Genomic DNA, 14,843 nt, shown 5'->3' on the forward strand with positions numbered 1-14,843 from the left:
ACCTGCTCCACGCCGAGCAGGTCGGCCCAGAGGTTGGCCAAGAGGGTTTCTGTCTCGCCTTGCGGGGCTTCGTAAGGCCGGGTCAGCAGCGCGTCGACGCCCGGTGCAGGCAAGGCCTTGCGATCCAGCTTGCCGTTGGGGGCCAGCGGCATCTCGTGCAGGTGCACATAAAGGGCCGGCACCATGTAATCGGGCAGTTGCGCGCGCAACAGCTCGCGCAAGGTCTCGATGGGCAGCAGCGTGCCGGTGTAATAGGCAACCAGTCGCTGGCCGCCCGGCGGCTCATCACGCACCAGCACCACGGCCTGTTGAATGTCTGGGTGGGCGGTCAGGCAGGCCTGAATATCACCCGGCTCGATACGCAGGCCGTGGATTTTCACCTGATCGTCGTTGCGCCCCAGAAACTCCAGCAGGCCGTCCGCCCGCTGACGCACCAGATCGCCACTGCGGTATAAGCGGTCGCCACTCACAAAAGGGCTGTCGATGAAGCGCTCGGCATCCGCCTGCGGCAGGTTCAGGTAACCGCGTGTCACACCGGCCCCGCCAATGTGCAACTGACCGCTCACCCCTTGCGGCACGGGCTGGTCTTGCGCATCGAGCACATACATGCGGGTGTTGCTGATCGGCCGACCGATGGGCAACACGCTGCCTGGCACGGGCTGATGAGGCTCCAGTGTCCAGACGCTGCAATCCACCGTGGTTTCGGTCGGGCCATAGACGTTATGCAGGCGCACCTGCGGCAGCCGCTGGCGTAACTGTTCGGCCAGCGCGACGGTCAATTCGCCACCGCCGCAAACAATGTCGGTCAGGCTGTGGCAATCGCGGCTTTGCGGCAGGTCGAGAAACTGCTGCAACAGCACGGGCACGAACTGCACCACGCTGATCCTGCGTTCCTGAATAACCTGGGCCACATAAGCCGGATCGCGTTGGCCATCAGGGCGTGCCAGCACCAGCGCAATGCCGCTGCTCAACGGCCAGAAAATCTCCCAGACCGACGCGTCGAAACTGATGGGGGTTTTGTGCAGCAGCGCCGAACCCGAGGTCGGCGGGCACAGCCGTGAGCTCCACTGCACCAGGTTGCTGACGTTGCGATGCTCGACCATAACCCCTTTTGGCGTGCCGGTGGAGCCGGAGGTGTAGATGACATACGCCAGATGGTTCGGCGTCAGGTCGGCGACCCGTGGATTGGCAAAGTGCTGCATGTCCCAGTCGGCGCTGTCCAGATCGACACGCGGTGTACCTTCATCGTCGAGCAGTGCGCGGGTGGTCGCCTGCGTCAACAGTGCGATGGGCGCGCTGTCCTTGAACATGTAGTGCAGGCGTTCGCGCGGATAACTCGGGTCCAGCGGCACATAAGCACCACCGGCCTTGAGGATCGCCAGCAGGCCGACCACCATACCAACGCCGCGCTCGACACAAATCGCTACGCGGTCGTCAGGACGTACACCCAGCTTGATCAGGTGATGAGCCAGGCAGTTGGCCTGCTCGTTGAGCTGCCGAAAGCTCAATTGCGAGCGTCCGGCGCGCACAGCGACCGCCTGCGGGGTGCGCGCAACCTGGGCTTCAAACAGGCCCTGCAGGGTTTGCTGCAAGTCGTGATGCACGTCAGTGGCGTTGAAATCGACCAGTAAACGCTGACGCTCGTCGGCAGGCAGCACCGGCAGGCGCTGAAGTGGCAGATCCGGCTGGTTTTCCAGTGCGTCGAGCATGCCGGCCAGCACCTGTTGCACAAAGCCGCAGATACGCCATGCGCCGATTTCGGCTGGCACCGTGACACTCAGGCGCAGGCTGTCGCCCAGATCATCGACGTTGAGGCTCAGTGGATAGTTGGTGTGTTTCTCGCTGGCAAGAATGTCCAGGCCCTGCCAGGCATCCTGCTGTGCATCCTGGCGCGCCTGGCCTGCGGCATGCCGATAGTTGAGGATTGCGCTGAACAACGGCAGCGGCGCGGCCACCCCGCTCCAGCGCTGCGCCTGGGCCAGCGACGCGTGCTCGTGGCCGAGCAGTTGGGCCAGACGGGCATGTGTGGCGCGGGCACCGTCACGCACGCCGACGTTGTCCAGATCGATACGCAGCGGCAGGGTGTTGATGAACATGCCCATGCCTCGGTCGGCACCCGCCCCGCCTTGCAAGCGACCCAGCAGCACCGTGCCGAAAACCACGCGCGGGTTACCGGTGGCAGCGGCCAGTACGCGCCCCCATGCCAGATGAAGCAGGCTGGCAACGCTGATCCCCAGTTGCCGCGCCTGACTGCGCAGCCCGCGCAACAGTGCGTCGGGTATTACCTGCCGGGCTTCCTCAATGGTACGGCTGTCACCCTGCACATCGCGCAGGTCGAACGGCAGGGTTGGCGCGTCGATGTCGCCCAGCTGTTCGCGAAAGTACGCTTCGTGCTCGGCTTCGCTGACGCCCAGACGTGCCTGCGCCACATAGTTGCGATACGGCACGGCGGGCAGCGTAGGGCCGGGCTCGCCGCGCAGATGAGCGAGCATTTCCTCGCGCATCACTTCAAGGGCCGTGGCATCCACCACGATGTGATGGAACTGTAATGTTGCCGACAGGCCAGCGCCGGTTGCGTCCGGGCTGTAGAGCAGGCGAATCAGCGGCGCACGCGCAAGGTCCATGCGTGCCGTGCCCGGTTCGGCGTCAATCTGCGCCGACGCAACATGCTCGACTGTCAGATCGGCGTGCCGCCAGACCACCTGTTGCGGCACTTCCAGCCCTTGCCAGACAATTGCGGTACGCAGGCTGTCGTGGCGCGCGATGACCGTGCGCAAGGCAGCGGCGACAGCGTTCAACCGCTCCAGGCTGTCGACATTGATGCGTAATTGCAGCAGGTACGGGTCGCCCTGTTCGGCCGTCAGGTGGTGATAAAGAATGCCTTCCTGCAACGGTGCCAACGGGTAGATTTCCTGCACATTGGCCGCCCCGCCTGGCACCGTGGCGACAATGCGGTCGATAGTCGGCTGGTCGAGCCGGGTCAGGCTCAACAGCTCAGGGGTGATGTGCGTGCAGCCCGTCGGCACGCGATTGACCGGTGCGCTGATCTCGCGGCCCTTGCCCGCGGAGGCAGCCAGTGCAGCCACGGTGGGCTGGCCCAGCAACACCCGTACATCGACGCTCAGGCCGATGGTGCGCAGGCGCTCGACCAGGCTGACCGCCAGCAGCGAATGACCGCCCAGTTCAAAGAAGTTGTCGTGGCGGCCGACGTGCGCAAGGCCGAGCACTTGCGCCCAAAGCTGCGCCATAACGGTTTCTGTTTCGCCCTGCGGTGCCTCGTAGGCCTGCCCGGTCAGCGCTTGCAGATCCGGGTCTGGCAGTGCGTTGCGATCCAGCTTGCCGTGGCTGGTCAGCGGCAACGATTGCAGGCGGGTGAAGGCCAGCGGCACCATGTGCGACGGCAAACAAGCCAGTAGCGCCTCGCGCAGGGTTTCGGGTTCCACAGCGGACACTTCGGTGTACCAGGCCAGCAAGCGCTCGCCGCGCACCAGCACCACGGCGTCTTTGACGTCGGCCTGGCGGGCAAGCACTGCCTCGATCTCGCCCAGCTCGATGCGTATGCCGCGGATCTTTACCTGATCGTCGTTACGGCCCAGGTAATCCAGGCTGCCGTCTACATTCCAGCGCACCAGATCGCCGCTGCGATACATGCGCGCCTGCACTTTGTCACTGAACGGATCGGCGACAAAGCGCTCTTCGGTCATTTGTGGCTTGTTCAAATAGCCACGAGCAACGCCTGCGCCGCCAATGTACAGCTCGCCGATGACCCCGACCGGAACGGGTTGCAGTTGCTCATCCAGCACGTAGACGCGGGTGTTGGCGATCGGACCGCCAATGTGCAACGGGCCGCCCGGCGTTACCGGCCCGGAGGTCGCTACCACTGTGGTTTCAGTCGGGCCGTAGTTATTGATCACCGCAAAGCCGGGGTCGCTGTCGAACTGACGCAAACGGTCGCCGCCGATCAGCAGCGTGCGCAGCGTCGGGTGCTGCCGAGGGCGTCTGAACGCCTGTTCAGCCACCGGCGTGGGCAGGAAACTGACCTGCAGCGGTTGCTCCAGCCACCAGTCGAGCAGTTCATCGACGTGTTCGTTGCCCACCTGCGCGGGCGGCAGGTGCAGCACGGCACCGGCACACAACGCTGGCCAGACTTCCCAGGCCATTGCATCAAAACCGAAACCAGCCACGCTCGCCGTATGGCTGCCTGCATGCAGAGAGAACGCCTGACAGTGCCAATGCACCAGATTGGCCAGCGTGCGGTGCTCGACCATCACGCCTTTGGGTTGGCCGGTGGAGCCTGAGGTATAAATCACGTAGGCGAGGTTTTGCGCATCAAGGCCCTGCACCTGGGGATTGCTGTCGGGGTGCGAATGCACCTCGGCCTGCTCGATGTTCACCTGAGCGATATCGCCCGCCAGAGCGAGGGTCGCGTGCTCGGTCAGCACCAGACGCGGCGTGCTGTCTTGCAGCAGGTAGGCGATACGCTCGGCCGGGTACACCGGATCTACCGGCACATAGGCGGCACCCGCCTTGAGTACGGCGAGCATGGCGATCAGGCGTTGCGGCCCACGGTGCAGGCACAGCGCGACCCGCTCGTCCGGCCTGACTCCCAGGCTGATCAGGTGATGCGCGAGGCGATTGGCCTGCTGGTTGAGCTGGGCATAGGAAAGGCTGGTGCCATCCTGAATCAGCGCAGGGCTTTGTGGCGTTCTGGCAACCTGCGCTTCAATCAGCGCGTGCACGGTGAGACGCTCCGGGAACGCCTGTCTGGCAGGGTTGAAGTCTTCCAGCAAGTGCAGGCGCTCGTCTGCGTCGAGGATCGAAACGTTGTCCAGCGCCAACGGCCAGGCCCGTTCCAGCGCCTGAACCAGTTGCTCCAGGGTATTTTGCATCCAGCCCGCCACACGCTCGGCGCCCATGCCCTGCATGGCCAACACGTGCAGGTCGAAGTCCTCGCCCAAGTCATCGACGCTCAGGGTCAGCGGGTAGTTGCTGCGCACATCACCGCCGAGCACCCGCACGCCTTGCCATAGCCCTTCGCCGTCGTGCGGCTTGACCTCGGCGCTGTGGCGGTAGTTGAGCAAGGCGCTGAACAGCGGCGTACCCGAGGCCACGCCGCTGCAACCCTGAGCGAGTACCAGCGACGCCTGTTCATGGGCGATCAGCTCAGCAAGCCTTGAATGCACAGCTTTCACCGCTGTACGGGTGGCAAGCGCGGTGTCGACCCGCAACGGCAGCGTATTGATGAACACCCCTAGCGCCCGCTCGGCACCCTCGCCGCTCATGCGCCCAAGCAAAACGGTGCCGAACACCACGTCGCGGCGGTTGGCGAGCACGCTGAGCACCCGGGCCCAGGCGACGTGCATCAAGCTGGCGGCGCTCACGCCGAGTTGGCGGGCCTGCTCGCGTAGCCGCAGCGCCAGATCGTTGTCGAGTGTGCGCCGATCTTCTTCGATACCGCTGCCATCGGCAGGCACCTCATGTATACCGAAAGGCAGGGTAGGTTCTTCGACATCAGCGAGCATTTCACTGAAGAACGCCTTGTGGCGCGCGTCGTCGTTGCGCAGGTTCACTTGCGCAACGTAGTTGCGGTACGGCACTGGCGTTTTCAGCGCCGAATGCTGCCTGGACAGCAGTGCCTGCATTTCGCGGCTGACCACTTCCATCGCGGTGTTATCGAGCACCAGATGATGAAACAACAGAATCGCCACTGTTTCGCCGCTCGACGAATCGCGGGCATGCACCAGACGCATCAAGGGGGCCTGGGCCAGGTCCAGCCGGTGGCTTCGGGCGTCGTACCGCCGTTGGAGGCGATCAATGACCGAAATCTGTGAGTCTTCGGCCTCGAAATCGACGGCCTGCAACGTCAGTTCGGCACGGCGCCAGACCACTTGCTGCGGGCTTTCCAGCCCTTCCCAGACCACCGAGGTGCGCAGAATGTCGTGGCGGTCGATGACCTGTTGCAAGGCCGCGGCCCAGGCGTGAAGACGCTCAAGGCTGTCGAACGCCAGACGCCATTGCAGCAGGTACGGATCGCCCTGCCCGGCGGTCAGGTGGTGATAGAGGATGCCCTTCTGCAAGGGTGCCAGCGGGTAGATTTCCTGCACGTTGGCGGCACCGCCCGGCACGCTGGCAACAATTTGGTCGATAGCGGCTTGTTCGAGCGACACCAGGCTCAACATGTCCGCACTGATTCGCGTACAGCCTGGCGGAACGCGGTTTTCGGGTATCTGGAACGTCTCTGTGTTGCTTGCGGCAGTGTTGCACGCGGCCAGCGCAGCCAGTGTCGGCTGGCTGAGCAGCACATGCACATCGGCCTGCAAACCTGCCTTGCGCAACTGCTCGACCAGCTTGACCGCCAGTAACGAATGGCCGCCCAGCTCGAAGAAGTTATCGTGCCGCCCTACCCGTTCCACGCCGAGCACCTGCGCCCAGATGGCCGCCATTGCGATTTCCACCTCGCCCAGTGGCGCCTCGTAAGCGTGACCGAGCAAGTACGCAGGATCCGGGTCGGGCAGCGCACGGCGGTCAAGTTTGCCGTTGGCAGTCAATGGCAGCGAAGGCATGCGCGTGAAGGCTCGCGGCACCATGTAACCGGGCAAAAGTGCTCGCAGCGCATGATTCAGTGCATCGGTATCGACCGCAGACGTTTCAGTGAACCAGGCCAGCAGATGGAAATCGCGGACCAGCACCACGGCGTCTTTCACGCCTTGCTGGCGGGTCAGCACCGCCTCGATTTCACCCGGTTCGATGCGCATGCCGCGAATCTTCACCTGGTCGTCGTTGCGGCCCAGGTAATCCAGTGTGCCGTCGGCGTTCCAGGCCACCAGGTCGCCGCTGCGGTACATCCGCGCGCTTGCGACGTCACTGAACGGGTCGTGAATAAAGCGCTCTTCGGTCAGTTGCGGCTGGTTCAGGTAGCCACGCGCCACACCCGCACCGCCGATGTAAAGCTCACCGGGGACGCCCGGCGGCAGGGGCTGCAAGTGCCCATCAAGCACATAAACCCGTGTATTGGCGATGGGTACGCCGATGTGCAGCGAACCGCTGGCAAATACCTGGCCGGAGGTGGCAACCACCGTGGTTTCGGTCGGGCCATAGTTGTTGACCACGGCGTAACGGCGGTTGTGGGCAAACTGACGCAGGCGGTCGCCGCCGATCAATAAGGTGCGCAGGGTCGGGTGTTCATCGTCCTGGCTGAACGCGTATTCAGCCACCGGGGTAGGCAGAAAACTGACATCCAGCGGCTGGGCGCGCCACCAGTTGAGCATGGCTTCGATGTCTTCGCCGCTTTCCTGGACCGGGGCCAGATGCAGGGTTGCACCCGCGCACAGGGTTGGCCAGACCTCCCAGGCCATCGCGTCAAAGCCGAAACCTGCCAGGCAGGAGGTGTGGCTGCCCGCCTTCACGTCAAACGCCGCGCAGTGCCAGTCCACCAGACTGGCCAGCGTGTGGTGCTCGACCATCACGCCCTTTGGCTGGCCGGTGGAACCCGAGGTGTAGATCACGTAGACCAGGTTGTCACGGCTCAGGCCCGACACCTGCGGATTGCTGTCATCGCCCTGGCTATGCGCGCAGTGATCCAGCTCGATCAGCGGCACCGCCAACGGCGGTAAGCGATCCGCCAGCGACGATAGTGTCAACACGGCCACCGGCGCGCTGTCGCTCAGCAAGTAATTCAGGCGTTCGCGGGGGTGCGACGGGTCGATGGGCACATAAGCTGCCCCCGCTTTGAGAATCGCCAGCAAACCGATCAAGGTTTCCAGGCTGCGGCGCGAAACAACAGCGACGCGATCATCCGGGCGCACGCCTTGGTCGATCAGGCGCCGGGCCAAGGCATTGGCGTGCCGATTGAGTTGTGCGTAAGTCAGGTTTTGTCCCTGAAACGCGGCTGCCACGGCATGTGGGAACGCATGGGCCTGTTGCTCGATGCGCAGATGAATCAACGGTTCATCGCCGGGTTCTGTTTGTGTCTGGTTCCAGTGCTGCAGGTGCAGCTGCTCGGCAGGTGTCAGCAGTTGGAAATCATCGATTTGCAGCGCCGGGCTTTCAACGCCCTGTTCCAGAATATGCAGCAGGCGCCCTGCGATAGCTTGTGCTTCGGCATCGTCGACCCAGGCCCGATGGTGGACCATGTGCAGCGAGGCGTCGTCGTTGAGGCTGTTGCTGCGCAAATGAATGGCCAGAGGCGTCGCTTCAAAACCATTGGAGACTTTCACCGTTTTTGCCTGGGCCTCGCCGTAGCGGTAGGCATGGTCTTCCAGCTCGTAGGAGACCGAGACTTCAAACAGCTGCGCGCGCTCTTCACGGGACAATTCCAGGCTGCGATTCAGCTCGCTGAGTGGAAAGCGTTGATGACGGAAATCGCGTTTCAGCGCGTCACGCACCTCGATCACCAGCGCGCCGAAGTCCAGCCCTTCGGCGAAGGCCATACGCACGGCACTTACCTGGGCAAAGTGGCCCAGTGTGGCCTTGAAGTGCGCGCCGGTGCGGTTGAGCAACGGCAACCCGACCACCCATTCCTTGCGTTGCGTCGTGCGCGTGAAGTAGACGTGCAAGGCCGCCAGCAACACATGAAACGTCGAGGCATTGTGGCGTTCGGCGAATTTTTTCATGCGCGCATGCAGCGCTTCGGGCAGCGCCTGCACCCAGGCATGCGACGGTGCCGGATCGGTTGACCGGCGGTTGTGATAGCGAGACACCAGCAATGGCTCGGGCAGATTCTGGTATTTATCCAGCCAGTAGGCCTTGTCCTTGGCGAAGCGTGGCGATGCGTGATACCGGACGTCGTCGACGATGAAATCGCTGTAGCGCGGCGCGTCGAGTTCAAGGCTATGGCCCTCAACCTGCGCGGTGTACAGCTCACCCAGTGACTTCATCATCTGCCCGAAACCCCACCCGTCAAGAATCAGGTGGTGGGCCTGGATGGCCAGCCAGTAACGATCCGTGGCCAGACGAATCAGGCAAAACTCGACCAAGGGACGGCCATCGAAAACACACGGACGCTGCATCTGCTCGCTGATCAGCGCCAAGGCTGAGCTGGCCGGATCGAGGTGATCGCTGAAGTCGTGCACTGCCAGCGGCATGGGTATGGACGCCGCGTAAGTCTGAAGAGGCAAGCCATCCGCGCCGGCCCCCGGCATCAACACGGTGCGCAAGCCTTCGTGGGCTGCAACCAGTTGCGCCAGCGCACGCTGCAGGGCCTGGGCATCCATCGGTCCGGTTATCTGCAGGTAGCCGCCGATGTTGTAGAGCGGAGAATCGCCACGGCTGATCTGGTCAAGCCAGATGTCACGCTGGGCGGCGGTCAGGGAGAATGTTGGGGCGACAGAGGCACGCATGGCTCAAGGTCCTTCTTGGCAGATAATCCGCGGATTAGGCACTGCCAACTGGCCGATGTATGGCCCCTGAAACCCGGACACTGGCGTATAGCCATCAATCGTGGCAGCAGCATGTGTATCCGCTTGCTACTCTGTCCCTGTTTTCCGCTACAGACGCAGGATAAAAGCTTAGGCTGAATACCCAAAGACCCAGTGTCACAATCAGACTTATCAGTCATTGCAAACAGCAGTTGCCGCGCACGAGCCGACCATGGTGCCTTGTTGCGCGGTCGGAATCAGGAAAGCTCAGGATGAACACGGCGCAATACCCCGAATACAGTAGCGATCCGCGTTTTTATCAGCAGTTGGCTCAACTCGTCTCCAGCACCGGCTGCGCTACATTTGCCGGGCACATGCTGCAACTGGTGGATGCACTGGTGCCCATTCACGGGCTTGGCCTCAGTGAATGGACGCTGGACCTGCGCCAGAGCAGCATCAGCCGTATCAACCTGCTCGGCGGTGCCGGCCTGCAATACGACCCGCCCACCACTGGAGCGCCGAACCATCCGCTGCTGCCGAGCATCCTGCACATGCAGGACCCCTTGCTGGTGCAGCTAAAGACCCCGCTGAGCAAACAACACCCGCAGCGCAACACCCACCAGTGCAATCTGGTTTCAAGCCAGGGCGACCGTCGGCGGATCATCTGCTTTTACCGCCTGACGACCCTGCGCGCGTTTTCCCTGAGCGAACTGTCGTTGCTCAAAAGCCTGTCTGACACCTTGTTGCCGCTGGTCGAGCATCACGCACAAAGCCTCGTCCAGGCTGGCAGCCGGGGCGCACGCCAAGAGCCGGAGCCCGGCTCTCTGGATCAGGCGTTCAGCGGCCGACTGGCGCAGGATTCGATCACGCTGTCCGCACGCGAACAGGAGGTTTGCCTGGGCCTGTTGACAGGCGGAACCGTGGCTGAAATGGCTGCGCGGCTGAAGGTCAAGAACAGCTCGGTGGAAACCTACCTCAAGCGCGCCACCGCCAAACTGGGGGTCAGTGGGCGGCACGGGCTGGCACGCTGGATGGCGGGTGGCTGAGGCTTTCGGGTTGCGAAGCGTCACCTGTGTCTGCTGGCGTTCAAGTCTTGAAATAACGTGAAACAAAACAGCCGAATAACAGAAAGGGCCATACCCGGCCTTTTTCGCTCAGCCCTTCTGTCTTCAATCAAGCCGTAACGCCCCCCTTACTGCAATGCTGCGCCGGTTCATCAGCCTTTGTGCGTCGCGTCATCCAGGGCAAGAATGGTGTGGGCGTTGGTGACCGTTGTCGCCAGTGTGTTGATCACGCCCGAGCGCAAAGCCCCTAATGTCGCCGCCTTGGTGTTTTCACTGGCGATGGCCACCACGTCCGGGATGCGAAACAGCTCCTGCACGGTCAGGCCGATCACCCTGCCCTGAATGGCGTTGACCGCTGGCTGGCCATGAATGTCGATGAAATCGTAACCCTTCATGTCGCCGACGGTGCCGGACAGCCGCGCCTGATTGCAGGACATTACCGAAGCCGGTGTCGGCGACAAATGCCCGATGGACACGTTGATTCCGGCAGTCGAAGCCTTCGAGCAGGCACACGCCAATGGCGCCTCATTCAATGAAGCCCTTGATGCAATGAAAAACGCCGCAGCACAGGGGCGCGACTCGACCAAGGACCTGATGGCAAAAATCGGCCGCGCCAGCCGTCTGGGTGAACGCTCGGTGGGTGTGCTGGATGCGGGGGCGGTGTCGTGCTGCCTGATACTGACGCAATTGGCAGATTCAGTGCAGCCCAGGCTTAAAGCCGGTTGAAATACCCGGCTATCAAAGCTCGAATCGAATCCGCCGTTCGCGACGCTGTGCTTCCGGCAGCGCCTCGCCGCGTCGGACCGCCGCCAGCAACTGCTCGACGCCCACATGTATGGCGTCGGCAGGCACGTTGCACGGTTTGAAATTCGCCACGTTGTCGAGACCTTCGCGGTGCGCGCGAATGATCTTGACGTCCTGCTGAATCACGATGTGCGTGTAAAGATGAATGAACGGGCGCAGCATTCTCAACACCCAGCGGGGCATCGGAAACCGGTAGGCGATGTAGGTGTAGACGCGTGACTGGCGAGCATTGACCGGAGTGATCTGGCTGACGATTAGAAAGCCGGAGCGTGCGCCCCACAGGTAGTCACAAAAGGTCACATTCGGCGCCAGAAAGCGATCCGTGTGCACCAGCGGTTCGCAGTCCGGGTTGGTCAGCCATTGCATCAGGCCTATCTCGTCCACTTCATCGTGGTAAACCACCTCGATGCTCTGCGCCTTGCAGGCCAGCGTCGCCTCCATCGCCCGACCGCTGCTTGAGCGAAAAATACCCTCATGAACGAACACCGTATGCGGCACATCGAGAAAGTTCTGCACCAGACTGCCCACATCGGCGTCGAAGGTGTTGATCATGAAATAGGATTGCCACGGACGCTCGCCATAGGCAGGAAGCCGGAAGATAGGGGTGTCATGAGCATCGCCTGTGCCGGTGTACACCCAGACCAACCCATCCTGCTCGCACACTGCAAAATGACGCTGCCGATAGCGATAACCGGGCGACTTCGGTTCGCCCTGCCCGGCCTCCACGCTGGGAATATGCACCACATGCCCGTTCGCGTCGTAGCGCCAGCCGTGATACGGGCACACCAGGCAATCATCCGTGATTTTGCCGGCCGACAGCCGAGTGCCACGGTGCACGCACTGGTCGAGCAGCGCCGCCGCCTGGCCGCTGCGCTGGCGAAAAAGCACGATGTTCAGGCCAAGAATCGTCGCCCGGTAAGGTTTGCCTTGGCGCAACTGCTTCTGTGTGCACGCCACATACCATTGCTCACGCGTACCGTCTTCAGGTGTGTCGGTCAGAGGTGCGGGCATTCGAATTCTTCCGTGATTGCTAGGAGCGCATTGGCCGTGTCCAGACGACTGATCAGTGCGCGCGGCTTGACGTCGCCCGCACGAACGCCGGTTGCCTCCGCTGCGCGTTGCAGCAGCGCTGCCAGTGTTTGCGCGCCGCCACTGACAAAGCGCACGCGCACTGGCCCCAACTGGCCCAGCGTGCGTGCATGGGCATAGTGAAAGGAGCCTTGCAGCACTGTTTCAATGCTGTTTGCCAACACCTGGCCGGGTGTAACCGCTGATGTCGACACAAGAGCCACATAATGCGGCGGTGTATTTCTGGAGTCAGGGATCAGGCAGGCGCTGTCTGCACTGTCGATGCACTGCGCCAGAACGCCCTCGACCAGTTGTTCATCGAGTTTCTCACCCACCAGATCGCAGGCACTTGCGCTGCGCCCGACAAACACCACGCGCGGCGTACCTGCATGTTTGCCGACCATGCGCACCCGATCACCCAAGGCATACCGGTAAAGCCCCGCCCCGGTGGTCAGCAAGACTTGCGCGGTTTCGCCCATGCGTAACGAGTGAGCGCCTCTCGGCAGCCCATCGTCACCGACAAATTCCAGATAATGACTGCCAATCGCCAGTGGACAGCCCTGCCCTTCGCCAAACGGCACACTGACCACGCCTTCGGTAGCGAACAAGCCTTTTGGCAACCAGCGCGCCTGAGGAAAAAGCGCCGCCAATTGCACGGCGTACCCATGACTCGGTCCGTCCATCCAGCAACTGACCGCTGCCAGACGCGGCCATAACTCGGTGAAGACGCCCTGCGCGCGTGCATGGCGCAGGGCCAGTTTGCGCGATGCTGGCAGCATCGCTTCGAGCCAGGCACAGGTCTGCCGGCTTTCCGGAGTTTCGGTGTCGAACAGCGGTTGCAGCAGGCTGGTCAGAAACGTCGGGCTCCACACGCTGATAAAGCTCAGGTCGGCATCGGCAACCAAGGCCAGCAGTGTCTGCCTGCGCCAGTGCGCGGCGTCCTGGGCCAAATCGGGGATCAGCAACGTGCCCGCCAGCCCGGCAATTGCACTGCCTTGCAGGTATTGCAGATCGCTGACACTGCCCACCGGGATGCCATTGGCGCTCACCGCCGGTTGCTGCAAAGGCGGCGACATCGACCAATAGCCGCTGCCGTGGCTGATTTCTGGCACCTGGAGGTACATATCAGCCAGCCATACCGTCAGTGAACCCTGCAACTGCGCAAGAAATTCCGGCGTGTAGGGGATCAGTTTCTGCAACGCGCTGTTGCCGCTGCTGCGCTCGAAAAACAATGGCGGGCGAGTGGTCAGCACCGCGCCGCTTTCGTGCCGGGCGCGTTCGATCCAGGGCTGCAACTGAGCGTAAGTGTGCATCGGCACCTTATCGCGAAAGTCGCTGGCGTTGTGGATCCCGGCAAAGTCGTGGGCACGGCCAAACGCGCAGTCGCTATTGGCCGACAACATACCCCGCAACAAACGCTCCTGAGCCTGCTCGGGGTGCTCGAAATGCGTCTGCCAGTCGTCCAGCGTGGCGTGCGTGCTGTCAATGAATGACTGCCACAGGGCTCTTTTCACGTCGCCATCGGCCTGCATCAAAAGTAGGTCTTGTCGAGCGTGGACAGGTCATCGGGCAGGCGCTGCGGCGGCGTGAACACTTGCAGCCAGCCGAACCACAAAGGCCGGGTTTCCTTGAGGTTGGAGGCCGCATGCATGTGCTGCCAGTGCATATGCGAATGGCGGTGATGAGTCAGGTTGTAGTTGAAGTTGAGAAACGCCCAGCGAACCACACGCGGCGCACGCATGTTGTAGGCACCTTCGACAACATCGATCGGGGTGCGCATGTGGTACACCCACTGCAGTGACGACCAGGAAAAACCGAAGGCGATGTAGGTTATCAGCACCACTTCCCAGGTCCAGCCAAACAGGTACGCGCACGCCAGCCACACGATGATGCCTGCGATGACTTCCTTGCGGATACGCCGAAAGTCGCTGATGGAAAAGTCCTTGAACGCCGCCGCATAGGTGTTGACCTCGCCACTCTGCGACCAGCGATCGGCCACTCGCGGTGGCAGCAAAGGCAACAGCAGGCTGCCGATGAACGCCGCCAGCCAGATACCGCCGAGCACCGCAAAGTAGTATTCCAGGCGTTTGCGCAGCAGCGATTCATCCGGCATGGCGAAATCTGCAAGTTCGGCACGGGTGCGGTTTCGCGTGTGGTGCCCCAGGTGGTTGATGTGGATCAGCGTTGCGGAGGCGCCAAACAGGGTGGAGGCCCAGCACATCATCAGGTAATTGGTGGTCTTGTTGCTGTGCGCAAGGCTGTGAAACGCCTCGTGCATCATCGAAAACACGCCTTGCATGACCAGGCAAAACGGAATCAGGATCAGCCATTTCCAGGCGCCTGCGTCGGTGTGTGACAGCCAGGTGAGGGTCGCGCCCCAGAGCAGCGTCTGCAGGGCCAGCACCGCCAGATTCGCCGTGTCGAAGCGGCGTGCCGGCAAAATATCCTTATACGTGCTCATAAGTAACCATGTGTAAAAATGCGGAGTATACCTGCCTGCGCGTCAGGACGGTTATTTGGCCGTTTCAAGCCTGCCGGACTCTGGCACACT

The 14,843-nt window shown here is 62.3% G+C and carries 5 protein-coding genes and 2 pseudogenes (1 of these 7 running past the window's edge); 2 read left to right on the forward strand and 5 right to left on the reverse strand.

Annotation, left to right across the window (positions count from 1 at the left end; genetic code table 11):
• Positions 1-9,338, reverse strand: the 5' portion of a protein-coding gene (locus tag QRN38_RS12160; protein ID WP_057418359.1) for a non-ribosomal peptide synthetase. The gene continues 169 nt to the left of window position 1, outside the view; 9,338 of the gene's 9,507 nt are visible here — the first part of the coding sequence; the start codon lies at positions 9,336-9,338; the stop codon falls past the left edge of the window.
• Between the two features lie 290 nt (positions 9,339-9,628).
• On the opposite strand from QRN38_RS12160, the gene QRN38_RS12165 reads away from it, so the two are divergent.
• Complete coding sequence (locus tag QRN38_RS12165) at positions 9,629-10,402, forward strand: helix-turn-helix transcriptional regulator (RefSeq protein ID WP_010219829.1); 774 nt, start codon at positions 9,629-9,631, stop codon at positions 10,400-10,402.
• 170 nt (positions 10,403-10,572) lie between these two features.
• Here the strand turns inward: QRN38_RS12165 and QRN38_RS12170 are convergent.
• Positions 10,573-10,896, reverse strand: a pseudogene (locus tag QRN38_RS12170) (sugar-binding domain-containing protein); the annotation flags it as partial.
• Between QRN38_RS12170 and QRN38_RS12175 the strand changes: the two are divergent.
• Positions 10,847-11,146 (forward strand): annotated as a pseudogene (locus QRN38_RS12175) (dihydroxyacetone kinase family protein); the annotation flags it as partial. The pseudogenes QRN38_RS12170 and QRN38_RS12175 sit on opposite strands and share 50 nt — an antisense overlap.
• A 12-nt stretch (positions 11,147-11,158) precedes the next feature.
• Here QRN38_RS12175 and QRN38_RS12180 read toward each other — a convergent pair.
• Genes QRN38_RS12180 through QRN38_RS12190 form a run of 3 tightly spaced genes read right to left on the reverse strand, consistent with a single transcriptional unit; the run spans position 11,159 to position 14,753 of the window.
• Positions 11,159-12,235, reverse strand: a complete 1,077-nt coding sequence (locus QRN38_RS12180; RefSeq protein WP_057416854.1) for a Rieske 2Fe-2S domain-containing protein — start codon at positions 12,233-12,235, stop codon at positions 11,159-11,161.
• Complete coding sequence (locus QRN38_RS12185) at positions 12,220-13,824, reverse strand: GH3 family acyl-acid amido synthetase (protein ID WP_057418357.1); 1,605 nt, start codon at positions 13,822-13,824, stop codon at positions 12,220-12,222. Before QRN38_RS12185 ends, QRN38_RS12180 begins: the two co-directional genes overlap by 16 nt.
• Complete coding sequence (locus QRN38_RS12190; protein ID WP_010203275.1) at positions 13,824-14,753, reverse strand: fatty acid desaturase family protein; 930 nt, start codon at positions 14,751-14,753, stop codon at positions 13,824-13,826. Before QRN38_RS12190 ends, QRN38_RS12185 begins: the two co-directional genes overlap by 1 nt.
• Positions 14,754-14,843: the final 90 nt, after the last annotated feature.

Origin of the sequence: Pseudomonas sp. CFBP2511, from assembly GCF_030209255.1 — a bacterium.
Lineage (GTDB): Bacteria > Pseudomonadota > Gammaproteobacteria > Pseudomonadales > Pseudomonadaceae > Aquipseudomonas > Aquipseudomonas avellanae.